The organism is Cupriavidus neocaledonicus (assembly GCF_000372525.1).
In the GTDB taxonomy this organism is placed as follows: Bacteria; Pseudomonadota; Gammaproteobacteria; order Burkholderiales; family Burkholderiaceae; genus Cupriavidus; species Cupriavidus neocaledonicus.
This window is the reverse complement of sequence record NZ_AQUR01000092.1, coordinates 113,895-135,413: the sequence shown is the minus strand read 5'-3', so window position 1 is coordinate 135,413 and position 21,519 is coordinate 113,895. Positions and strand designations below refer to the sequence as shown.

21 protein-coding genes are annotated in these 21,519 nt (G+C 70.3%); 8 read left to right on the top strand and 13 right to left on the bottom strand.

The features are described 5' to 3' along the window. The 4 genes from A3AG_RS31635 to A3AG_RS0113095 all read left to right on the top strand — a co-directional run. A partial coding sequence (locus A3AG_RS31635) for a polysaccharide deacetylase family protein (RefSeq protein WP_018005841.1) occupies positions 1-813 on the top strand: 813 nt, incomplete at its 5' end. 89 nt (positions 814-902) lie between these two features. Next, positions 903-1,721 (top strand): GntR family transcriptional regulator, encoded by an 819-nt coding sequence (locus tag A3AG_RS0113105; RefSeq protein ID WP_018005840.1) that lies wholly within the window; start codon positions 903-905, stop codon positions 1,719-1,721. A 101-nt stretch (positions 1,722-1,822) separates the two neighbouring features. Beyond that, positions 1,823-2,242, top strand: a complete 420-nt coding sequence (locus tag A3AG_RS0113100) for a cupin domain-containing protein (RefSeq protein WP_018005839.1) — start codon at positions 1,823-1,825, stop codon at positions 2,240-2,242. 5 nt (positions 2,243-2,247) lie between these two features. Then, positions 2,248-2,598 (top strand): hypothetical protein, encoded by a 351-nt coding sequence (locus A3AG_RS0113095; protein ID WP_018005838.1) that lies wholly within the window; start codon positions 2,248-2,250, stop codon positions 2,596-2,598. Here the strand turns inward: A3AG_RS0113095 and A3AG_RS0113090 are convergent. The 5 genes from A3AG_RS0113090 to A3AG_RS0113070 form a co-directional block, all read right to left on the bottom strand. Beyond that, positions 2,595-2,975 (bottom strand): DUF427 domain-containing protein, encoded by a 381-nt coding sequence (locus tag A3AG_RS0113090; protein WP_026164158.1) that lies wholly within the window; start codon positions 2,973-2,975, stop codon positions 2,595-2,597. The two genes, A3AG_RS0113095 and A3AG_RS0113090, sit on opposite strands and share 4 nt — an antisense overlap. A gap of 80 nt (positions 2,976-3,055) precedes the next feature. Then, complete coding sequence (locus A3AG_RS0113085) at positions 3,056-3,586, bottom strand: gamma carbonic anhydrase family protein (protein WP_018005836.1); 531 nt, start codon at positions 3,584-3,586, stop codon at positions 3,056-3,058. A 91-nt stretch (positions 3,587-3,677) separates the two neighbouring features. Further along, positions 3,678-4,667, bottom strand: a complete 990-nt coding sequence (locus A3AG_RS0113080; protein ID WP_018005835.1) for a Bug family tripartite tricarboxylate transporter substrate binding protein — start codon at positions 4,665-4,667, stop codon at positions 3,678-3,680. A 59-nt stretch (positions 4,668-4,726) separates the two neighbouring features. Beyond that, positions 4,727-5,890, bottom strand: coding sequence for a CaiB/BaiF CoA transferase family protein (locus A3AG_RS0113075; RefSeq protein WP_018005834.1), 1,164 nt, complete (start codon positions 5,888-5,890; stop codon positions 4,727-4,729). 8 nt (positions 5,891-5,898) lie between these two features. After that, a complete protein-coding gene (locus A3AG_RS0113070; RefSeq protein WP_018005833.1) occupies positions 5,899-6,846 on the bottom strand; it encodes a hydroxymethylglutaryl-CoA lyase in 948 nt (315 codons plus the stop codon). Between the two features lie 217 nt (positions 6,847-7,063). Here A3AG_RS0113070 and A3AG_RS0113065 point away from each other — a divergent pair, with 217 nt between their 5' ends. Then, positions 7,064-8,014, top strand: coding sequence for a LysR family transcriptional regulator (locus tag A3AG_RS0113065; protein WP_018005832.1), 951 nt, complete (start codon positions 7,064-7,066; stop codon positions 8,012-8,014). 182 nt (positions 8,015-8,196) lie between these two features. Then, entirely contained in the window at positions 8,197-8,889 is a 693-nt protein-coding gene (locus tag A3AG_RS0113060; RefSeq protein ID WP_018005831.1) for an SDR family NAD(P)-dependent oxidoreductase, read from the top strand. Here A3AG_RS0113060 and A3AG_RS0113055 read toward each other — a convergent pair. Next, positions 8,876-9,865, bottom strand: a complete 990-nt coding sequence (locus A3AG_RS0113055) for a LysR family transcriptional regulator (protein WP_240619840.1) — start codon at positions 9,863-9,865, stop codon at positions 8,876-8,878. The genes A3AG_RS0113060 and A3AG_RS0113055 overlap by 14 nt on opposite strands. Positions 9,866-9,961: 96 nt before the next feature. Between A3AG_RS0113055 and A3AG_RS0113050 the strand changes: the two genes are divergently transcribed. Next, on the top strand, positions 9,962-10,639 hold the full coding sequence (locus A3AG_RS0113050) for a type 1 glutamine amidotransferase domain-containing protein (protein ID WP_018005829.1): 678 nt from the start codon (positions 9,962-9,964) through the stop codon (positions 10,637-10,639). Between the two features lie 206 nt (positions 10,640-10,845). Here A3AG_RS0113050 and A3AG_RS0113045 read toward each other — a convergent pair whose 3' ends face one another. The 7 genes from A3AG_RS0113045 to chrA form a co-directional block, all read right to left on the bottom strand. Continuing rightward, positions 10,846-13,269 (bottom strand): penicillin acylase family protein, encoded by a 2,424-nt coding sequence (locus tag A3AG_RS0113045; protein WP_018005828.1) that lies wholly within the window; start codon positions 13,267-13,269, stop codon positions 10,846-10,848. 121 nt (positions 13,270-13,390) lie between these two features. Next, the gene (locus A3AG_RS0113040; protein WP_018005827.1) at positions 13,391-14,989 is read right to left on the bottom strand and encodes a sulfite reductase subunit alpha; all 1,599 of its coding nucleotides are present in this window, start codon (positions 14,987-14,989) and stop codon (positions 13,391-13,393) included. Then, complete coding sequence (locus A3AG_RS0113035; RefSeq protein ID WP_018005826.1) at positions 14,986-16,011, bottom strand: FAD:protein FMN transferase; 1,026 nt, start codon at positions 16,009-16,011, stop codon at positions 14,986-14,988. Before A3AG_RS0113035 ends, A3AG_RS0113040 begins: the two co-directional genes overlap by 4 nt. 5 nt (positions 16,012-16,016) lie before the next feature. Then, a complete protein-coding gene (locus tag A3AG_RS0113030) occupies positions 16,017-16,856 on the bottom strand; it encodes a DUF4198 domain-containing protein (RefSeq protein ID WP_018005825.1) in 840 nt (279 codons plus the stop codon). An 18-nt stretch (positions 16,857-16,874) separates the two neighbouring features. After that, positions 16,875-17,399: a DUF2271 domain-containing protein gene (locus A3AG_RS0113025; RefSeq protein WP_018005824.1), complete on the bottom strand. Its 525-nt coding sequence runs from the start codon at positions 17,397-17,399 to the stop codon at positions 16,875-16,877. Positions 17,400-17,455: 56 nt separating this feature from the next. Then, on the bottom strand, positions 17,456-18,112 hold the full coding sequence (locus tag A3AG_RS0113020) for a PepSY-associated TM helix domain-containing protein (protein WP_026164155.1): 657 nt from the start codon (positions 18,110-18,112) through the stop codon (positions 17,456-17,458). Between the two features lie 225 nt (positions 18,113-18,337). Then, positions 18,338-19,561 carry a chromate efflux transporter gene (chrA, locus tag A3AG_RS0113015; RefSeq protein WP_018005822.1) on the bottom strand — a complete coding sequence of 408 codons (1,224 nt, stop codon included), beginning with the start codon at positions 19,559-19,561 and terminating at the stop codon, positions 18,338-18,340. A gap of 357 nt (positions 19,562-19,918) precedes the next feature. Here chrA and A3AG_RS0113010 point away from each other — a divergent pair, with 357 nt between their 5' ends. Next, positions 19,919-21,472, top strand: coding sequence for a methyl-accepting chemotaxis protein (locus A3AG_RS0113010; RefSeq protein ID WP_018005821.1), 1,554 nt, complete (start codon positions 19,919-19,921; stop codon positions 21,470-21,472). Positions 21,473-21,519 lie beyond the last annotated feature (47 nt).

Sequence of the window (21,519 nt, the reverse complement as noted above, 5' to 3'; positions counted from 1 at the left end):
GGCGCCGCGGCCTACCCCGACCGCCACATGAGCATGGAGGGCATCTACGAATACGGCGCGCGCGCCGGCGTCTGGCGCATCCTGCGCGAGTTCGAAAAGCGCGGCCTGCCGCTGACCATCTTCGGCGTGTCGATGGCGCTGCAGCGCCATCCGGAACTGACNCGCGCCTTCGTCGANCTGGGCCACGAGATCGCCTGCCACGGCTGGCGCTGGATCCACTACCAGAACATCGACGAAGCCACCGAGCGCGAGCACATGCGCATCGGCATGCAGATCATCAAGGACCTGACCGGCGAGCTGCCGCTGGGCTGGTACACCGGCCGCGACAGCCCCAACACGCGCCGCCTGGTGGTCGAGCACGGCGGCTTCCTGTACGACTCGGACTACTACGGCGACGACCTGCCGTTCTGGACCGAAGTGGAAGTCAGCGGCGGCGAGAAGAAGCCGCACCTGGTGGTGCCGTACACGCTGGACTCGAACGACATGCGCTTTGCCACGCCGCAGGGCTTCAACACCGGCGAGCAGTTCTTCCAGTACCTGAAGGACGCGTTCGACGTGCTGTATGAAGAAGGCGATCCCGCAGGGCTGGACAGCCCCAAGATGCTGTCGATCGGCATGCACTGCCGCCTGCTCGGCCGCCCCGGCCGCTTCCGCGCGCTGCAGCGCTTCCTCGATTACGTGCAGGGGCACGACAAGGTGTGGATCTGCCGCCGCGTCGATATCGCCCGGCACTGGGCGCAGGTGCATCCGTTCCAGGCGGGCAACGCCGCTGCCGAAGCGCGCGCTGCCTGCAGGGAACCCGCCCCGGCCTGACCCGCGGCCTCGCTGTCGCCATAGTTGTGTACGATATAGCCGTGTTTCGTCGCCAGTTCCGGCGACAGGCTCAATGTCCGTACCCTGATATGGCAACCACATCGAAAAAGGCGGCGCCCGGCGCCGCCGCCAAATCCCCGCGCCGGGCCGCCACCAAGGCCACTCCGAAAACCGCGCCCAAAGCCGCCGCCAATGCCGCTGCGGACGACGACACGGGACAGGAAGGCGCCGCCAGCGAGGCTTCGGCCACCGAGGCGATCTACCTGAGCCTGCTCTACGCCATCATGGAGCACCGCCTGCTGGCGGGCACCAAGCTGGTCGAGGAGCGGCTGTGCGAAGTCACCGGCGCCAGCCGGGCGCGCATCCGCCAGGTGTTTGCGCGCCTGGCGCACGAGAAGCTGGTGACGCTGGTGCCCAACCGCGGCGCCTTTGTCTCCAGCCCGACCGTCGACGAAGCGCGCGAGGTGTTCCAGGCGCGCCGCGTGGTCGAGCCCGCGCTGGCCGCCGAACTGGCACAACGCGTCACGCCCGCCAAGGTGCGCAGCCTGCGCCGCCATGCCATGGAAGAGGACAACGCGCGCGCCCGCGGCGACCGCGCGGCGATGATCCGCCTGTCGGGCGAGTTCCATATCCTGCTGGCCGAGATGGCCGGCAACGCCATCCTGGAAAAGCTGATCCGCGAGATGGTGTCGCTGACCTGCCTGATCATCACACTGTACGACCGCCCCGGCGCGCCCGCCTGTGCCGAGCACGAGCACCGGCAGCTGATCGACGCCATCGAGCAGCGCGATGCCGCGCGCGCCAGCGCGCTGATGGCCGAACACCTGGAACACATCGAAGGCTCGCTCGACCTGAGCATGCCGGACAGCGGCGCGCCGGACTTCTACAGCATCTTCAGCAAGGGCTGAAGCAGACCACGCCGATCCGGGCCGGCATTGCACTCCGCGTCCGGCAGCCTAGACTGGCTGCATGACAAGGCGGCGCGTCCTGCGCCGCAGGGAGGTCCAGCATGGTCACCATCGAGCCGCCCGACGCCGGCGGGCGGGCGCCGCTGGCGTTCGCGCGGCTATACGCGGATGCGGCCGGCGAATCGCACTTCGCACCGCTTGCCGTTGCCGTCACCGAGCGCCTGTTCGCGCCGCCCGCGCGCCCGTTCTGGGTGTCGCCACTGGAGGAAGCCGCGCGGCAGGGTTTTCTCATCGTGCCTGCCGGATGGGTCGGCGAGCTACATCCTTCGCCGCTGCGCATGTGGATCTTCGTGCTGGGTGGCGCGATGGAGTTCGAAGCGAGCGATGGCGAACGCCGCGCGCTGCCGACAGGCAGCGCGCTGCTGCTCGAAGACACCACCGGCAAGGGCCACGCCAGCAAGGTGGTCGGCACCGCGGACGCCACGCTGGCGGTGGTGCAGATGCCGGTGGCGCCGGCCTGAAGCCCATGAGCGCGCCCGAGCCAGCGTCATCCTCCAGGCCGGCCCCGCAGGTGGTGCCGACCGGCTATCGCCAGGGCATCATCACCGCGATCACCGTGCTGCTGGGCTTTTCGCTCGGCTTCTGGCGCTTCTGGGGCTTCGAAAGCCCGGGCGAATGGGACTGGCGCTCGCTGCTGGCGGCGGTGGCGCTGCTGGCCGCGGTGGTGCTGCAGATCGTCGCGCTGTTCCGGGCGCTGCGCGTCGAGGACGATGCCGTGCCCGAGTACCGCAAGACGGTGCGCTGCTTTATCGCCTCGGCCATCGCGCTGGTGATTGGCCTGGCCGCGGCGATGATCGACGCGGCACTCGAAACCTAGGGCCCGATGATTTCGATACTGTCGACGCGGTCCGGATAAAACGCCAGGTATGAGTCGATCGCGGCGACGGCGGCATACGGTGCTTCATAGCTCCACACCGCGTTGCGCCCGCGCTCGCCGCCGGCCGGAATGGAGAAATAGCTGCAGTCGCCCTTGTACGGACAGTAGGTGGCATGCGCGCTGCGCTCGAGCCGCGCCATGTCGACCTGCGCGCGCGGTATGTACTGCACCGGCGCGTAGTTTGCCTCCTGCAGGGTCAGCGCCGCGTCGCTGTCGGCGATCGTAATGCCGGCCACCTTGACCACCACCCTGCCGGCGGTGGGCGTGATGGTGATGGGATGGTCGGGGCCGGGGATCCTGACGGGCTTGCCTGGCATCTTCATACTCCTGCATGGCGGGATGCAGGAGATTCTAGGCGCTTGCCGGCCAGCTTGCCGGCGCTGCCTGCGGATGGCGATCACCGCTCAGCCGATTTTCTCCAGTGGGCGCGGTAGTGAGCGGCGCGACGGGCATAGTCCTGCGCATTGGCGCGCAGGTTCTTCACTTCGTCATCGGTCAGTTCGCGCACGGCCTTGGCCGGCGCGCCCAAAATCAGCGAGCGCGGCGGGAACTGCTTGCCTTCGGTCACCAGCGCGCCGGCTGCCACCAGCGATTCCGCGCCGATCGAGTCGTTGTTCAGGACCACGGCCTGGATGCCGATCAATGCGCCGTCACCGACGGTGCAGCCATGCAGCATGGCCTGGTGCCCCACGGTCACGCCGGCGCCGAGCACCAGCGGACAACCCGGATCGGTATGCAGCACGGCGCCTTCCTGGACATTGCTGCCGGCGCCGATCGTCACCGGCTCGTTGTCGGCGCGGATCACGGCACCGGGCCAGACCGAGACATGGTCGGCCAGCTCGGCGCGGCCGATGATGGTGGCTTCGGCCGCGACGAAAGCGCTGCCGGCGACGGTGGGCGACAGCTCGCCAAGCTTGTAGAAGGTCATGATGGATGGTTGGAGACAATGGATCGCCAGCGCACCTGGCCACGCAAGGCGGCGCTTGCGCCGGCTTCGGGGACGCGGAGCACCGACCGGCTTACTCGACCTTGACGTTGGCCTTCTTCACCAGCGCGGCGTAACGCGCGGCTTCGCTGCGGAAGAACGCCGCCGCGGCCTCGGGCGTGCCGGGCTCGATCACCGTGCCCTGCTTCTTCATCGCTTCCAGCACTTCGGGCGACGTGAAGGCCTTGGCAAAGGCATCGTGCGTGCGCTTGACTTCCGCCGCCGGCATGCCGGCAGGGCCGATGACGGCGAACCAGCCGGCGACGTTGTAGCGCGGCAGGCCCTGTTCGGCGAGGGTGGCGATCTCCGGCGCGGCGGCGGAGCGCTTGTCGCCGCACAGGCCGATGGCGCGCAGCGTGCCCGCCTTCAGGTGCGGCGCCACCGCATTGAGCGCGACCACGCCCATTTCCACCTGTCCTGCGAGCAGGTCGTTGACCATCGGGCCGGTGCCCTTGTACGGCACATGGCGTGCCGTCACGCCCGCTTCGTCCAGGAACATCTCGCCCGCCAGGTGGATGATGGTGCCGTTGCCCGACGAGGCGTAGTTGTAGCCATCGGGCTTCGCCTTGAGCAGCGCCACCAGCTCTTTCACGTTCCTGGCCGGCACCTTGGGGTTGACCACCAGCACCAGCGGCGTGGTGCCAATCACGCTGATCGGCGTAATGTCCTTGATCGCGTCGAACGGCATCGCGCGGAACACGCTGGGGTTGATCACGTGGTTGTTCGACACCAGACCGAGCGTGCTGCCGTCAGGCTGCGCCTTGACCACCGCGGCGGCACCGGTGATGCCGCCGGCGCCGGGCAGGTTTTCGATCACCACCGGCTGGCCGAAGGCCTTGCCCAGCGCCGGGCCGGCCGCGCGCGCGATGGTGTCGACGCCGGAACCCGCGCTGATCGGCAGGATCAGGCGCACCGGCTTGCCCGATCCGCCCTGGGCCAGCGCTTCGAGGCCGGGGACAGCGAGGGTGGCGGCGAGCGTGGCGGAAATTGCCAGCGCGGACTTGAGCAGGATGCGACGTTGCATGCTTTGTCTCCGTATCGTTATGGTAGGGCGTCGAGGGTGCCGCTGTGGCGCGGCTGGCCTCAGGCGCCTGGGCGCCGGTGCCTGCCGAGCCGCGCCAGGATCTCTTCGTTGTGCTCGCCGGCGCGGGGCAACGGGCCGCGCACGCCGGGGCGGCGGCCGCCCATCAGCAGCGGCAGCAGCACCGTGGGTGTGGTCGAGCCGTCGTCGGCCTGCATCGGCACCAGCCCGCCGCTGGCGAGCAGGTGCGGATCGTCGAGCAGCTGGTCCGGGCGCACGATCGGCGCATAGGGAATGCCGGCGGCCTCGAGCCTGGGCGCGAGATCGGCGCTGCGATGGTGGCGCAGGATCGCGCCCAGCTCTTCCAGCAGTTGCGGTCGCACCGCGACGCGCGCGGCGTTGCTGGCGTACTCGGGCTTGTCGACCAGTTCCGGATGCTCGAGCACGCGGCACAGCGTGACGAACTGCTTGTCGCTGACCGCGCCGATAAAGAGCTGCTCGTCATGCGCCAGCGTGAACACGTCATACACGCTCCACGCCGACACGCGCGAGGGCATCGGCGGCGGCGGCTCGCCGGTCATCGCGTATTGCTGCATGTGCTGCGAGGCCAGGAACACGCAGTTCTCGAACAGCGCGCTCTGGATCTCCTGCCCCTTGCCCGTGCGATCACGCTCGCGCAGCGCTGCCAGCACGCCGATGGCGCCAAACATGCCCCCCATGATGTCGTTGACCGAGGTGCCGGCGCGCAGCGGCCGGCCGCTCGGGCCGGTCATGTAAGACAGGCCGCCCATCATCTGCACCACTTCATCGAGCGCCAGCCGGTGCTCGTACGGACCGGGCAGGAAGCCCTTGTGCGAAACGTAGATCAGGTGCGGGTAGTCGCGCGACAGCGTGGCGTAGTCCAGCCCCAGCTTCTGCATCAGGCCGGGCCGGAAGTTCTCCAGCAGGATGTCGCTCTGGCCGGCCAGTTCCGCCGCGGCGGCGCGGCCTGCGTCGGTGGTGATGTCGAGCACCACGCTCTTCTTGTTGCGGTTGAAGGCGCGGAAGAAGCCGATGCCCAGCCCCGGCAGGTTGCGAGTCTTGTCGCCGCCGGGCGGCTCTACCTTGATGACTTCGGCGCCCAGGTCGGCCAGGATCATGCCGCAGGTGGGGCCCATCACCATATGCGTGAATTCGACCACGCGCACGCCGGCAAGCGGCAGGGAGTTGCTGTTGTCTTGGGTCATCTCTTGTCTCAGGCAGCGATGGCCGCGGGCCGGGCCGCGTAGGTCTTGGGCAGGCCGGCGCGCCACAGCGTGCCGTGCAGGGTCTCGTCGCGCAGCCAGCCTGCCATGTCCTCGCGCAGCGCCAGCAGGCGGCCGATATCGATGCCGGTCTCGACGCCCATGCTGCCGAGCAGGTAGGCCAGGTCTTCGGTGGCCACGTTGCCGCTTGCGCCGGGCGCATGCGGGCAGCCGCCGATGCCGGCCAGACAGGCGTCGAAGCGGGTCACGCCGGCTTCGAGCGCGGCGCAGACATTGGCCAGACCGAGCCCGCGGGTGTCATGGAAATGGCCGCACCAGAAGCGCTCGCCGGCGATAGCGACGGCGCGCGCGAACAGCTCGCGCACCATGCGCGGATCGGCATAGCCGACGGTATCGGCCAGGCTGACGCGGTCGGCGCCGGCATCGAGCAGCGCCTGCATCAGCCGCAGCACTTCGTCGGCATCGACATGGCCCTGCAGCGTGCAGCCGAATGCGGTGCCGACGCCGCCTTCGATCAGCGTCTTCGCACCGCCGGCATCGCGCGCGGCGCGGATGCGCGCCACGTCGGCAACCACTTCATCCGGCGTCTTGCGCAGGTTGGCCAGGCTGTGCGCATGGCTGGCCGACAGCGGCACGATCATCAGATCGGCGCCGCTGTCCAGCGCATCCTGCGCGCCACGCAGGTTGGGCACCAGCACCGAGGTGAACAGCCCCGGCAGCGTGCGCGCGAACGCGACCAGCTCGGCGGTATCGGCCAGCTGCGGCAGCAGGCGCGCGGGGACGAACGAGCCGACTTCCAGCTCGCGCAGGCCGGCGGCGTGGGCGCCGCGGATCCAGGCGAGCTTGCTGGCGGTGGGCAGGATGGTGCGGATGCTCTGCAGGCCATCGCGCAGACCGACTTCGCGGATCACGGCATGGCTGGGGAAGAGTTGGGTCATGGGTCTCCGGGACGGGTGGGACGTTCCTCGGCGGGAGCGATGGGAGAACTCTAAGAGTTTCTGCAACGAAGCTGAAACGATGATTTACGAAGCAGAACATGCCGAAGCGGAAAGTCACGAAGCTGACCCTGGCCCGGCTCCGGGATTTCCCGTAAGCGACGTCACTGCGCCGGCAAGCGGCGTAGCATTCCAAACCGGAAACACTGCCGCCCCAATCATGCGAGACCTGGACCTCACCACCCTGCGCCTGTTCGTCGCCGTCTGCGAAACCCGCAACATGGCGCGCGCCGGCGAGCAGGAACACATCGTCGCTTCCGCCATCAGCAAGCGCCTGGCGCAACTGGAGGAAACCGTCGGTGCGACGCTGCTGGAACGCCGCCGCCGCGGCGTCATCCCCACGCCCGCGGGCGAGATCGTGCTGGCGCATGCGCGCGCCATGCTGGCCGCGGCCGACCGCGTCACGCGCGACATGGCCGACTACGGCTCGGGCGTGCGCGGGCAGGTGCGGCTGCTGGCGACGGTGTCGACCATGGCCGAATCGCTGCCCGACGACATCGCCGCCTTCATGCAGTTGCCGGCGCACCGCGACGTGCGCGTGACCATCGAAGAGAGCCTGAGCAGCGAAGTGGTGCGCGCGCTGCGCGATGGCACCGCGCCGCTGGGCATCTGCTGGGACGCGGCGGACCTGGAGGGCTTCCAGACCCGCCCCTACCGCGCCGACCACCTCGCCGCCGTGGTCTATCCCGGGCACCCGCTGGCGCGCGCGGACAGCTGCCGGTTCGAAGACACGCTGGACTACGAGCAGATCGCCATGCCGGCACAGACCGCGGTGCAGATCATGCTGACGCGCTATGCCGCGATCCAGGGCCGGCGCATGGCGCACCGCGCCGTGGTGTCGACGTTCGACGCCGCGCTGCGCTGCGTGCGCGCGGAACTCGGCATCGTCATCATCCCGGCCGAGATCGCCACGCTCGTTGCCACGGCCTTCGGCCTGCGCGTGATCCCGCTGCGCGACGACTGGGCGCGGCGGCGCTTTGCCATCTGCTGCCGCGACTTCGCGCTGCTGTCGCCCGCGGCGCAGTTGCTGGTGCAGTTCCTGGAAGACGCCGCGGCGAAGGAAGCGGCGCACGCCGTGCCTGCGCCGGCCAGGGCCCGGCGCAGCCGGTAAGTCGCGGCGCAACTTCCTGTGCGTTTCGAGGGTTAGCCCGAGGCGTTTTCGCAAGCTTATGTTGCGTGCCGTTGCGTAGACTGGCTTGCGTTTTTCGCTGCCGGCCCCGATGGTTGGACAGGGAAGGCCGGGCGAAGCCTGAATCACGACAACGCGCGCCGCCACGGCGCAGGAGCACGCAAATGAACTTCCACGGCAAGAACGTACTGGTCACCGGCGCACGCGGCAACCTCGGGCGCGCGGTCGCGCACGCCTTTGCGCAGGCAGGCGCGCGCGTGGTACTGCTGGACCGCCATGACGCGCCGTTGCCCGAGGCCGGCAGCGGCCACCTCGCACTGCAGGCCGACCTGCTCGATGCCGACAGTCTCGGCAAGGCCATCGGCCAGGCCGTGCAGGCGTGCGGGCGCATCGACGTGGTGTGCAATCTCGCCGGCGGCTTTGCCATGGGCACCGGCATCCACGAGACCAGCGCGGCCGACTGGAACCGGCTGTTCGACATGAACGTGGGCACGGTGCTGAACATGGCGCGCGCGGTGGTGCCGCACATGCTGGCCGCGGGCGGCGGCGCCATCATCAATGTCGGCGCCAATTCGGCGGCACACGGGCTGGCGCAGATGGGCGCCTACTGCGCCTCGAAGGATGCGCTGGCGCGCGTGACCGAATCGATGGCGGCCGAGCTGCGCGACCAGGGCATCCGCGTCAACGCGGTGCTGCCCAGCATCCTCGATACGCCCGAGAACCGCCAGGCCATGCCGGATGCCGACAGCTCCCGCTGGGTCGGCCCGGATGCGCTGGCCGACGTGATCCTGTTCCTGGCGTCGGACGCGGCACGGGCCGTGCAGGGCGCGCTGCTGCCGGTGGTCAACCGCGCCTGACGCGCTGCCGGCGCACGGCTGGTGTGGCGGATGTGGCGGGGGTGGCGCCGAGCGCGCTGGCCGCTTCCTGGATCTGCTGGCGCAGCCAGCGCCGCAGCCGGTCGGCATCGGTGCGCGCGTGCCAGATCTGCATCAGGTCGACCCGCGGCAGCGCGAACGGCACCGGCAGCATCACCAGGTCCGGATCGCGCGCCACCGCTTCCTGCGCGACCGAGCGCAGGCAGGTCAGCAACAGCGCCGAGCCGCGCACCAGCCGGCTCGGCGCGAGGAAGCTCGACAAACCCGCCACCACCGTGCGCCGGTGTCCCAGCCGCGCCAGTGCGCGATCCACCACGCCGTTGAGGTCGCCGGTCAGCGTGGTCAGCAGGTGCTCGCACGCCAGGAAGGCGTCCAGGTCCAGGCCGTCCGTGATGCGCGGGTTGGTGCGCGACGCCAGCACCACGAAATCCTCGCTGCCCAGCCGCTGCTGGTGGAAGGTGTCGGGCAGGTTCTCATAGAAGCCGGCGATCGCCAGGTCGCAGGTGCCCTTCTCCAGTTCCTCGCGCGGCAGCTCGCCGCGCGTGTTGTGTGTGACCAGCACCACGCCGGGCGCCTCGCGGCGCAGCCGCGGCAACAGCGCCGGCAGCAGCAGCTGCTCCATGTAATCGGTGGTGTAGATGTGCACGGCCTCGCTGCGCGACAGGAAATCGCGGCCGTCGCAGGCGTCGTAGAACGCGTCCAGGTCCGCCACCAGCCGCTGCACCTGCGGCGCCAGCGCGTGCGCGCGCGGCGTCGGCGTCAGGCCGCGCGGCGCGCGCACGAACAGCGGGTCACCGAGCTCGTCGCGCAGCCGGTTGAGCTTGTGGCTCAGCGCCGGCTGGCTCAGCGCCATGCGCGCCGCCGCGCGCGAGGCATTGCCTTCCTGGTAGAGCACATGGAAGACGTAGAGCAGGTTCAGGTCCTTGCCGGCGATATTCATTTTCTGGATGGCAGGCATCGAAGATTCGAAGTTTTCGAATCATAGCCAGCTGCGTAGGATGTTGCCAATGCCGGGTCCGCCCGGCCGACCGTGGACGCAAACCGGAGAACCCACATGAAAATCCTGATGGTGCTGACCTCGCATGACCAGCTCGGCAATACCGGCAAGAAGACCGGCTTCTGGCTGGAGGAATTCGCCGCGCCGTACTACGTCTTCAAGGACGCCGGCGCCGACATCACGCTGGCCTCGCCCAAGGGCGGCCAGCCGCCGATCGACCCCAAGAGCGACGACCCGGATGCGCAGACCGATGCGACGCGGCGCTTTCGCAGCGATAGTACCGCGCAACAGGCGCTGGCGAAGACGCTGACGCTGGACCAGGTGAAGGCCGAGGACTTCGACGCCGTGTTCTATCCGGGCGGCCATGGACCGCTGTGGGACCTGGCGGAGGACCAGCGTTCCATCGCGCTGATCGAGCAGTTCGATCGGCTGGGCAAGCCGGTGGGTGCGGTGTGCCATGCGCCGGGTGTGCTGCGGCATGTGAAGGGCGCCGATGGACGGCCGCTGGTGCAGGGCAAGGAAGTCACGGGCTTTACCAACAGCGAGGAGGCGGTGGTGCAGTTGACCGAGGTGGTGCCGTTCCTGGTGGAAGATGTGCTCAAGGCCAGCGGCGGGCGGTTTACGCGCGGGGATGACTGGGCCAGCCACGTGGCGGTGGCCGGGCGGCTGGTGACGGGGCAGAACCCGGCGTCGTCGGAGGCGGGAGCGGAGGCGGTGTTGGGGTTGTTGAAGTAAGACACGCAGCGCTCAATTCGCTGCTGGTTTGCTCCCCTCTCCCGCGCGCGGGAGAGGGGCCGGGGGNGAGGGCAGGCAGCGGCAAAAGCGACTGCGTTCACTTCGTATGACGCTCCCCGCCCTCACCCCGACCCTCTCCCGCAAGCGGGAGGTGGCAAGCTTGAGGTAATGATGCCGTTGCCGTAGTTACCTCGTTCACCCCTTCATTACTGCGGCACCAGCTCCACCCTCTCCCGGCTGGCCTTCTCCACCGCCTTGCGCGTATAGACCAGCGGGAAATACTCCCCCCTGGCCCATAGCGGCGCGAGGTCGCGGTAATGCGCGCTGGCGGGATTGCCCGACTGCCCCGGCGTGTTGATCACGCGCGAGGCGTCCCAGTTGCCGACGTCCAGCACCATGCGGAACGACGCGCCCGCGGTCAGGCGGAAGTCAGTATTGCGGTAGCTGGTGTTCATCGGCGTGAAGGCCGAGCCGCCGATCGGGCCCGCGTCGACGTTGAACTGCTGGCGTTCGGCATCGCTCAGGATCGGGTCCAGCGGATGCGTGAACACGGCGGTGTGGAGCTTGCCCCATTGCCAGGCGCGCGGGTCCGGGCCAAGTCTGGCTTCGACCTCGGCCATGGCGGCCTTCAGCGATTCCAGCATGACAGCATTGCGGCGCTCCGGCGGCATCCACGGCCCGGGCTGCTCCAGCACCGCCACCACGCGCGCGGCATCGCCGGCGCCGACCAGGCGCGCGGCTTCGGGCGGCAGCGCGGCACGCACCACGGCCGGGCGCAGGTGCTTGCTGAACCAGACTTCGAACAGCGCCGCGGCGGCGCTGTCGGCGCGCTCGTTGCCGTTCCAGCCGCGCAGCAGCTCCAGGCCGCGGGCCAGCTGCGGGTCGTCGCTGCGCGCCTCCTGCAGCAGCGCGACCACCTGCTGGGCCGGCAGCGACACGGTGTCGTTCTGCCACGCCATCGAATCCTGCACCGAGCTGCGCGGATTGGCGCCGACCACCGCCTTCAGCCGGCGCGCGCGCGAGCTGTCGCTCCATTCGTAGCCCACGCCCAGCCTGGCCGCCGGGTGCGCGGGCGGGATGTTGTTTTCATTGGCGGTGACGATATAGCCCGGCGCCGGGTTGTAGGCCCACGGCAGTTCGTCCATGTTGCGGTAGCCGGCCCATTCATAGCGGCCGTCGCCGGCCACCGGCGTCAGGCCGTCCCAGTTGGGACGCTTGACGGTCAGCCCGCCCGGGATCCAGCCGATATTGCCGCCGGTGTCGGCATAGACCTGGTTCTCGCCCGGCGCGCCCCAGCGGTTCATGGCGGCGCGGAACTGGTCCCAGTTGCGCGCGCGCATGTAGTCCATCGAACCGAAGTACGGCGCCATGCCGTGGTCCAGCCACGCGGCGCGCAGCGCCCAGGCGTGCCCGGACCCTGACACCAGCACCGGGCCGTGGCGGGTGAAGTCGAGCGTGACCTTGCGCGGCGCGGGCTCGCCCTTGACCGCGATCTCTTCGGTGATGGTCTCCATCGGCTCCCAGCGGCCCTTGTACTTGTACTCGCGCGGGTTGGCCGGGTTCAGCTCGTAGCCGTACAGGTCTTCCTGGTCCATGTAGAAGCGCGTCAGGCCAAAGGCGATGGTGCCGTTGTGCCCGATCGAGATGCCCGGCAGGAACGGCTCGCCCGCGCCGATCACCGACATCCCCGGCGCATTCAGGTGGGCGATGTAGCGCAGGCTGGGCGCGCCGTGCGAGCGGTGCGGGTCGTTGGCCAGGATCGGGCGGCCGGTGGTGGTGCGCTTGCCGCTGATGACCCAGTTGTTCGAGCCCAGGCTGCGGCCGGTATCGCTGTTGGCATCGACCACGGCGTAGAGCTGGTCGAGCGGGATGCCGGCAGCCCGCGCGTCGCCCCAGGCTTCCTTGGGGAAGCGCGCGGCGGCGGTGGCCAGTTCGTAGGCGCGGCGCAGTTCGGCCGCTGGCACGGTGCAAGGATCGATGCCGGGGTTGAGCCTGGGTTCGATCTGCGGGTCGAGCTCGCGGCGCAGCCAGTCGGCGCGCGCGGCCTGAGTTTTGGCCTCGCAGTAGAGGCGGGCGCGATCGATCTCGCCGGTGAAGTTCAGGGTCAGGCCGTGGTGGCGGATGCGCACGATGTCTTCGGCCTGCCAGCGCGCCGGCTTGTAGTCGAGCTTGCGGAACTCGGGCGGCAGCAGTTCGGGCTTCTGCTCGGTCAGCGCGACGTAGGCGTTCACCCCCGCGACAAAGGCCTCGGCCACGCGCTTGGCGTCGCTGCCGTAGGCCAGCCATTCGCGGTACATGTCGCCGCGGAACAGCACCGCGCGCGCCATGCGGTCGCCCTCGGCATAGGCCGGACCGAAGTCCCTGGCCATCTCGCCGAGTCCGCGCTTGCGCCACAGGTCGATCTGCCACAGGCGGTCGCGCGCCGCCATGAAGCCCTGCGCATAGAAGGCGTCGTAGAGCGTGCCGGCATAGATATGCGGCACGCCCCAGCGGTCGACCAGCACGCTGGCGGGTTTTTCCAGGCCGGGTACGGCAAAGGTCTGCTGGCGGGCGGGCGCTTCGGCCATGGCGGCCGGGATGGTGGCGAGCAGGGCCAGCGCAGCGGCCAGGCGGCGGGGGGTGCGTAACATCAGGTCTCCTCGTGTTGTGATGGCTGCAGATGTCTTGCAGTTCACACCGAAGATAGTGCATGGCCGGCCGGGGCGCGAGTGCCGCGGCCGATCTCCGCACGCCGCGTGGCGTGCCGCAGGCTCAGTAGACGTCGCGCCGGTAGCGGCCGTCGTCGGCCAGGCGGCGCAGCGCGTCGTCGCCCAGGATCCCGGCCAGCACGTCATGCACGCCGCCGGCCATGCCCTGCAGGCTGCCGCAGACATAGATCGCCGCGCCGTCGGCCACCCATTGCCGCACGCCATCGGCCTGCAGGCGCAGCGCGTCCTGCACGTAGCGCGGCGCGCCGCCGTCGCGCGACCAGGCATGGTCAGCACGCGCCAGCGTGCCGTCCGCCTGCCAGCTGGCCAGTTCTTCGGCAAAGAAGGCGTCATGCTGCGCCGAGCGCTCGCCGAACAGCAGCCAGTTGCGCCGCCGCCCCGCCGCGGCGCGGGCCTTGAGCTGCGCGCGCAGCCCGGCCAGCCCGGTGCCGTTGCCGACCAGGATCAGCGGCCGCTCGTCCGCCGGCGGATGGAAGCTGCGATTGGTGCGGATGCGCAGCGCGATGCGGCTGCCCGGCGCGGCGTGTTCGGTCAGCCAGCCCGAGGCCAGGCCGAGCCGGCCATCGTCATGGCGGGTCTGGCGCACCAGCAGCTCGAGCCGGCCGTCGCGCGGCAGCGAGGCGATCGAATACTCGCGGTGCGGCAGCGGCGCCAGCGCATCCACCAGCGGCTGCGGCGCGACGCCTTGCATCGCGGCAAGGTGCGGTGCGGGCAGCGGCATGCGCGTGGCCAGGGCCGCGGCCAGGGTGGTGTCGGCGCCATCGCAGCGCACCGGGGTGGCGCCATCCAGGCCAAGCTGCGCCAGCAGCCGGTCGACCTCGGCCGGCGCGCGGCACGGTCCGATCTCGGCAATATCGCCGGCCTGCCAGTCCGGCACCGTGCCGTCCGGTGGCGCCAGCACCAGATGGAAAGCCGGCGCGCCGTGGCTGCCGGGATTCAGGTGATGGCGCTGCGCCAGCCGCCAGTGCTGATAGCGCGGGCGCTCCCAGTCGGCGATCTCGGCGCCGCCGCTCAGCGCCGACAGGTGGTTCTGCCAGTGGCGCAGCGCGCCGGCGTCGCCGTTGTCGACCTCGATCAGGTCGAACAGCGGCTGCGCGCGCTGGCGCTGCAGCCAGCCCTCCAGCGCATGGCCGAAGGCGCAGAAGCGCGCGTAGCTGCTGTCGCCAAGCGCGAGGATGCCGTAGCGCAGCCGGTGCAGGCCATCGGCACCCGCCAGCAGGCGCCGGGCGAAGCCCGACGCGCTGTCCGGGGCGTCGCCCTCGCCGGTGGTACTGACCACGAACAGGGCCTGGCGGCACGCTTGCAGACGCCGGCCATCGACCTCGGCCAGCGACAGCAGCTGCACGGGCAGGCCCGCGCCCTGCAGCGCGGTGGCGGTCTGCAGCGCCAGCTGCTCGGCAAACCCGGTCTGGCTGGCATAGACCACCAGCGTCGCGCCGTCTGCCGTGCCCGCCAGCGCCGCCACCCGCGCGCGCCGCTGGCGGTGATGCGCTACCACCGCGCCGCAGAACCCCGCGTACGCGGCGACGACGCCGGCGGCCATGGCCATGCGCGACGGCCCGAGCACGGACAACGCCACGCCGCCGGCCACGGCCACCCAGCCTGCGCCGGCGATGACGGACGACACAGCGCTGCCGCTCATGCCAGCATCGCGGCAAACGCCGGTGATAGATGTTCGAGAAAGCCGTCCGCGGTGCGCACCAGGAAACGCGCGGCAATGCCATGGCGGCGCGCGTGCGCCATGCCGGCATCGGGGCCCAGCACGGTCAGCGCGGTGGACAGCGCATCGGCCAGCATGCACTGCGCGTGGAGCACCGTGACCGAGGCCAGCGCGTGGCTGGCCGGATAGCCGGTGCGCGGATCGATGGTATGGGCATAGCGGCGGCCATCGCTGTCGAAGTAGCGCCGGTAGTCGCCAGAGGTGGCCACCGACAGCCCGTGCAGCGCGACCAGCGTTTGCTGCGCGGCATCGCTGGCCGGCCCCGGCGGCGCTTCCAGCGCGACCCACCACGGCATGCCATCGGGCTTGACGCCATGGCCACGCAGTTCGCCGCCGATCTCGGTGAGATGGTGGTCCAGTCCCTGTTCGCACAGGTAGTGCGCCACGGCGTCGACGGCGAAGCCCTTGGCGATGGCGCAAAAGTCCAGCGCCACGCCGCCCGGCTGGCGGGCGCGCCGGCCCGCGGCATCGACTTCGATGCGAGCCCAGCCGCAACGGCCGCGCATGGCCCGGACCTGTTCCGGCGACGGCGGGGCGTGGCGCGCCGGCGCCGGGCCGAAGCCCCACAGGTCAACCAGCGGCCCCGCGCTGGGGTCATAGGCACCGCCGCTGTCGCGTGCCACCTGCAATGCGGTCTGCAGCACCGCGAAGCAGTCTGCCGGCAAGGCGTGCCAGCTGCCCGCCGGCGCGCGGTTGAAGCGGCTCAGGTCGGAATCCGCTTCCCAGTTGCTCATCTGCGCGATCACGCGCTCGAGCACGGCATGGATGCCGGCGCCAATGGCACCGGTGGCGCCGGCATCCGCATCCGGCGGCAGCAGGGCCGCCACTGACCAGCTCGCGCCCATGGCGGGCCCGCCCCAGCGCTGCAGGCGCGCCCCGGCGGGGGGCGGGCTAGGCGGCGCGCGCAGCGCAACGGGTACCAGGACGCGGTTCACGCCGTGCAACCGGCTTATTGCGGCAGCACTTCGACCGTCACCGCATAGACGGCGCGGCGCGACCTGGCCTGCTTGAAGGTGGTCTTGTCGTCCTTGACCTCGGCTTCCATCCAGTACATGCCCGCGGCCGGCCACTTGACGCTGAACTTGCCGTCGGCGTCAGTGGTGGCGCTGAATTCCTGCAGCTGGTCGCGGTAGCGGATGCCGCCCGGCACCACCGCCACCTTCAGGTTGGCGGCGGGCTTGCCGTCGAGCAGCAGGCGGAAGCTAGCGGTGTCGCCGGCGACGAGGTCGTTGGGGTGCGTGATCGGCGCCAGCTCCAGGCCGCGGCCGACGGTGCGCAGGCCCTTGTCGCTGGGCTTGCCGGCGGTGACGAAGGACTCGATGCGGCCCTCGGCCTGCGTGACCTGCAGGTCCTGCGCGTTAGCCGGGACTTCCCTGGCGAAGTTCTCGGCGCTGCCGCGCCAGCGCTTGGGCTGGCCGTCGACCTTGTAGCTGGCGAACAGGCCGTTGTTGACCACCGCCACGCGATACGTGCCGGGCTGGGTCAGGTGCAGGTCGAAGGTGCTGCGGTACTTGCCGGTGGCCGCGTTCTGCGCCTTGACCGCGCTGCCGTCGGGGGCGGTCACCTGCAGGTTGTCGAGCCGCATCGGCACGTGCTCGAAGTAGAACAGGTCGTTCGAGACCGCGGCGTCGACGGTCACCCACGGATCGCTGCCGGACAGCACGGTGGCCGACGGCAGCAGCCACTGGCGATGCGCGTGCGCGGCCAGCGGCGCGAGCGCGGCCAGGGCCAGCACGGCGGCGCGCACCGCCAGGCGGGAAGATGCGGCGGACATCAGGGAAGGTTTCATGGTCGGGCTCCGGGAAAGTTAAGGCTTCAGGTCGACGGTGACGCCGCCGAGTTCGTGTTCGCCCCTGGCGCGGGCGGTCTGTGCCGATTGCGGCGGCCACGTGAACGGCACGCGCAGCAACTCGCGCCCGCCCACTTCACGCGCTGCCTCCACCACCAGCTGGTAGTTGCCGGCGGGCAGCTTGCCCATTGGCGCCTTGCCGTCGCTGAAGCTGACGCTGTGCTCGCCCGGCGCGCGCGTGGCGCCGGAGATGCCGTCGGCCGGCATGTGCAGGTCGCGGCCAGCCTTGCGCCACCACTGGCGCATGTCCTTGAGCCACTTGGTGCCCTCGCCGTCCCTGAGCTTGCCGTCGTACCAGACCGCCAGGGTCTGCACCGGGCTCTGGTCGGCGCGCTCGACCCACATCGCCACATAGGGCCGGTGGTACTCGGCCACGCTCAGGCGCGGGATGTCGACCTTGACGTTCAGGTCCGCGGCCAGCGCGGGGCCGGCCAGCGGCACGGCGGCCATGCCGGTCAGGGAGACGGAGAGCAGTCGGCGCATATCGGAGAAACCTCGTCAGTGAGATGCAGGAAGAAGATCGGCGCGGGCGCGACCGATCAGTGGATCAACACGATCGCCAGCAGCACCGGCACCACCAGCCCCAGCCCCACCAGCGGCCAGGTCGCCACGCGCCCGCCCGCATGCAGCTTGAGCAGGAACAGGCCGGTCACGCAGAACACCAGGCATGCCAGCGCGAACGCGTCCAGGAACAGGCGCCACGCCGCGCCGGTGTGGCGGCCCTTGTGCAGGTCGTTCAGGTACGAGACGGCCCCGCGCGAGGTGTTCTCGTACTGCGCCTCGCCGCTGTCGAGCGCGATGCTGACCCAGGCGTCGCCGCCCGGGCGCGGCAGCGCCACGTAGATTTCGTCGGCGGACCATTCCGCCTCGCGCCCGCTGGCGTCGATATCCAGCGCCTGCGCCAGCCAGGCGGCCAGCACCGCCGGCACCGGCGTCCTGGTCTCGCCTGACTGCGCCCCGGCGGCCGGGGCCGCGACCCGGACCTGGTCGAGCACACTCGTGGGCAGCGTGGCGTGCCGCGTCTGCACAGCCGGCCTGGCCTCGATCTGGCCGGCATGGTTCAGGGTGAAGCCGGTGACCGCGAACAACAGCATCCCGACCAGGCAGATCGCGGAACTGATCCAGTGCCACTGGTGGAGATGCTTGAGCCAGAAGGCACGGCGCTGCTGGCCGGCAGCCGGCTGGGTGTCGGTCATGGCGGTGGGTCGGCAGGCACGGTCTGGTCTGACCACGCCCGGTCTTGCCTGATACGGGTAGCTGGAGCCCCCTGGAACGCTCACATGGCGTCAGGATGTGCCATAGCCGGCACAAGGAGGCACGGAAGAGAGAAGGATAATCGTTCGCATTTGAAAGCGCAAACGGTGGGCGGGCGGGACGGATTACAGCGCATTACAACGTCAAGCCGAACACCAACGCCGCCTTCAGACCACCGCCGTAACCGCCCAGCCGGCGACGCCGCTGGCCACCACCACCAGCCACGGCGGCAGCTTCCAGCGCATCAGCGCCACCAGTGCCAGCGCCACCAGCACGATGTCCAGCGGGCCCTGCACCGCGCTGGTCCACACCGGATGCCACAGCGCCGCCAGCAGCAGCCCGACCACGCCGGCGTTGATGCCGGCCAGTGCCGCCTGGGCGCGCTGGTTGCGGCGCAGGCTTTCCCAGAACGGCAGCGCCCCCAGCACCAGCAGCGCGCCGGGCAGGAAGATGGCCAGCGTGCACAGCAGCCCGCCGGCCAGGCCGGTAGGCGGGCTCTGCATGGCCGCGCCCAGGAAGGCAGCAAACGTAAAGAGCGGCCCGGGCATCGCCTGCGCCGCGCCGTAGCCGGCCAGGAAGGCTTCCTTGCCGACCCAGCCGGGCGGGACCACGGCTGCGTCCAGCAGCGGCAGCACCACGTGCCCGCCGCCGAACACCAGTGCGCCGGCGCGGTAGAAGGCGTCGAACACGCGCACGGCCGGATCGGCGGCCCACTGCGCCAGCAGCGGCAGGCCGGCCAGCAGCGCGGCAAACAGCGCCAGCGCCAGCACGCCGCCGCGATGCGTTACCGGCAGGCGCAGCGGTTCGTGCGCGCCGCCCAGCGCCGGCCGCAACAGGGCCATGCCGGCCACCGCGGCGGCGGCCATCAGGGCTACCTGCGCCCACGGCCCCGGCCACGCCAGCACGGTGCCGGCGGCTACCAGCATGATGGCGATGCGCACCGGGCCGACGCACAGCGTCCGCGCCATGCCCCACACCGCCTGCGCCACCACCGCCACTGCCACCAGCTTCAGCCCGTGCAGCACGCCCGGCGCCGCCGCCATGCCGTAATGGGTCACCCCCAGCGCGAACACGATCATGGCCAGCGCCGACGGCAGCGTAAAGCCCACCCATGCCGCCAGCGCACCGCCATAGCCGGCGCGCGCCAGCCCCAGCGCGATGCCGGTCTGGCTGCTGGCGGGTCCGGGCAGGCACTGGCACAGCGCCACCACGTCGGCATAGGCCGCCTCGCTGAGCCAGCCGCGCCGGCGCACCAGTTCCTCGCGGAAATACGCCAGGTGGGCCACCGGGCCGCCAAACGAGGTCAGGCCGAGCCGCAGGAAGATCAGGAACACGGCAAGCGGGCCGTCGTGGCCGCGGGTGTCGTCGGAGGGGCTGGGCAAGGAGGCCATGGGGCGGATCGCGGGCAAACGGAGGGATAAGGGGCGTGGGCAGGCAGCGCAGATTCTGACCGATTTTGCCGGCCCGGGGTGACAAAGCGAAGGCGGCAGCACGCACGGCGCCGAACGGCGTGAGCGAAGCGTTGCATAGCGCACAACGTCGAGCGGGCTTTTATAACAAAACAACCACAACGACAGCGTGGCGGAGCTACCTCAATCAAGTTATGTCGGCTTTTCGCCGTTATGCCGCAGACGCACGCCGTCGGCCCTTGTCCCCAGCAGGGGTCACGCGCGCCCACCGGCGCGGCACGGCGATGCGCATCACCGATGAGAAGCGTAAAGCGCGAAGAAGAAGGAGGAGTGGAAGCGATGCTGCACAACCTGAGCCTGAAGAAAAAACTGCTGTTGCCGCTGGTGCTGAGCTGGATCTGCCTGCTCGGCATCACGCTGTGGAACGCGTGGCACATCCGCACGCTGCGCATGGAAGAGCGCAGGCTCGACCTGGCCCACGTGACCGACACCGCCGTTTCCGTGGTGGCCGAGTACGAGGCCTTGGCCAGGGCCGGCAAGCTGCCCGCCGAGGAGGCGAAGCAGCAGGCAATCGAGCGCGTGCGCGCGATGCGTTTCGGCGCCGACGGCTACTTCACGCTGATGCGTTCCGACACCGTGGTGCTGATGCACCCGTTCAAGCCGGAGATGAACGGCAAGGCGATGGAGGGCATGAAGGACCCCAACGGCGTCTACCTGTTCCGCGACATCGCCGCGATCGGCAAGGGGCCCGGCAAGGGCTTCGTCGAATACCTGTGGCCCAAGCCGGGCGCCGAGGCGCCGCAGCCGAAGCTGAGCTACGTCGCCAACTTCCGTGCGTGGGACTGGAATTTCATCGCCGGGCTGTACCTCGATGACATCGAGGCGGCGTTCCGCCAGGAACTGTGGAAGGCGCTGGGCCTGCTGCTGGCGGTGGGCGCCCTGATGTCGCTGGTGATGGTGCGGGTCGCGGCCAGCCTGCAGCGCCAGCTCGGGGGCGAGCCCGCCACCACCGCGCAGATCGCCGGCCGCATTGCCGAAGGCGACCTCGCCAGCCAGGTCGAGCTGCGCGCCGGCGACCAGCACAGCGTGCTCCATGCCATGCACCGCATGCAGTCGCGCCTGACCGGCGCGATCGGCAGCATCCGCGGCTCGGCCGATTCGATTGCCGGCGCGGCCAAGCAGATTGCCGCGGGCAATGCCGACCTGTCGCGCCGCAGCGAGGAGCAGGCCGCGTCGCTGCAGGAAACCGCCGCCAGCATGGAGCAGCTCACCAGCACGGTGCGCCAGAGCGCCGAGAACGCGCGCCAGGCCAGCCACCTGGCCGAGGGCGCGTCGGACATCGCCGTGCGCGGCGGTGCCATCGTCAGCCAGGTAGTGGACACCATGGGCGAGATCAAGAGCGCCTCGGGCAAGGTGGTCGACATCATCGGCGTGATCGAGGGCATTGCCTTCCAGACCAATATCCTGGCGCTCAACGCGGCGGTCGAGGCAGCCCGCGCCGGCGACCAGGGCCGCGGCTTCGCGGTGGTGGCCGGCGAGGTGCGCACGCTGGCCCAGCGCAGCGCCACCGCGGCCAAGGAGATCAAGGCGCTGATCGGCAATTCGGCGCAGCGCGTGGAAGACGGCGCGGTGCTGGTCGAGAACGCCGGCAAGGCGATGGGCGAGATCGTCGACGCGGTCAGGCGCGTGACCGACCTGATGGGCGAAATGCGCGCCGCCACCGAGGAGCAGACCGGCGGCATCGAGCAGGTCAACCAGGCGGTGTCGCAGATGGACCAGATGGCGCAGCAGAACGCCGCGCTGGTGGAACAGGCCGCGGCCGCCGCCGCGTCGCTGGAAGACCAGGCCGAGGCGCTGCACCGCGCCGTGGGCCAGTTCCGCCTGGCGGCCTGAGCGGCGCCCCGCTCCCCCTGCGCGCACCATCCGCCCGGCGTGCCTGC

Coding starts and splice junctions, on each gene's coding strand:
- A3AG_RS0113105 (WP_018005840.1), top strand. CDS start 903: ATGGCAACCACATCGAAAAAGGCGGCGCCCGGCGCCGCCGCCAAATCC.
- A3AG_RS0113100 (WP_018005839.1), top strand. CDS start 1,823: ATGGTCACCATCGAGCCGCCCGACGCCGGCGGGCGGGCGCCGCTGGCG.
- A3AG_RS0113095 (WP_018005838.1), top strand. CDS start 2,248: ATGAGCGCGCCCGAGCCAGCGTCATCCTCCAGGCCGGCCCCGCAGGTG.
- A3AG_RS0113090 (WP_026164158.1), bottom strand. CDS start 2,975: ATGCCAGGCAAGCCCGTCAGGATCCCCGGCCCCGACCATCCCATCACC.
- A3AG_RS0113085 (WP_018005836.1), bottom strand. CDS start 3,586: ATGACCTTCTACAAGCTTGGCGAGCTGTCGCCCACCGTCGCCGGCAGC.
- A3AG_RS0113080 (WP_018005835.1), bottom strand. CDS start 4,667: ATGCAACGTCGCATCCTGCTCAAGTCCGCGCTGGCAATTTCCGCCACG.
- A3AG_RS0113075 (WP_018005834.1), bottom strand. CDS start 5,890: ATGACCCAAGACAACAGCAACTCCCTGCCGCTTGCCGGCGTGCGCGTG.
- A3AG_RS0113070 (WP_018005833.1), bottom strand. CDS start 6,846: ATGACCCAACTCTTCCCCAGCCATGCCGTGATCCGCGAAGTCGGTCTG.
- A3AG_RS0113065 (WP_018005832.1), top strand. CDS start 7,064: ATGCGAGACCTGGACCTCACCACCCTGCGCCTGTTCGTCGCCGTCTGC.
- A3AG_RS0113060 (WP_018005831.1), top strand. CDS start 8,197: ATGAACTTCCACGGCAAGAACGTACTGGTCACCGGCGCACGCGGCAAC.
- A3AG_RS0113055 (WP_240619840.1), bottom strand. CDS start 9,865: ATGCCTGCCATCCAGAAAATGAATATCGCCGGCAAGGACCTGAACCTG.
- A3AG_RS0113050 (WP_018005829.1), top strand. CDS start 9,962: ATGAAAATCCTGATGGTGCTGACCTCGCATGACCAGCTCGGCAATACC.
- A3AG_RS0113045 (WP_018005828.1), bottom strand. CDS start 13,269: ATGTTACGCACCCCCCGCCGCCTGGCCGCTGCGCTGGCCCTGCTCGCC.
- A3AG_RS0113040 (WP_018005827.1), bottom strand. CDS start 14,989: ATGAGCGGCAGCGCTGTGTCGTCCGTCATCGCCGGCGCAGGCTGGGTG.
- A3AG_RS0113030 (WP_018005825.1), bottom strand. CDS start 16,856: ATGAAACCTTCCCTGATGTCCGCCGCATCTTCCCGCCTGGCGGTGCGC.
- A3AG_RS0113025 (WP_018005824.1), bottom strand. CDS start 17,399: ATGCGCCGACTGCTCTCCGTCTCCCTGACCGGCATGGCCGCCGTGCCG.
- A3AG_RS0113020 (WP_026164155.1), bottom strand. CDS start 18,112: ATGACCGACACCCAGCCGGCTGCCGGCCAGCAGCGCCGTGCCTTCTGG.
- chrA (WP_018005822.1), bottom strand. CDS start 19,561: ATGGCCTCCTTGCCCAGCCCCTCCGACGACACCCGCGGCCACGACGGC.
- A3AG_RS0113010 (WP_018005821.1), top strand. CDS start 19,919: ATGCTGCACAACCTGAGCCTGAAGAAAAAACTGCTGTTGCCGCTGGTG.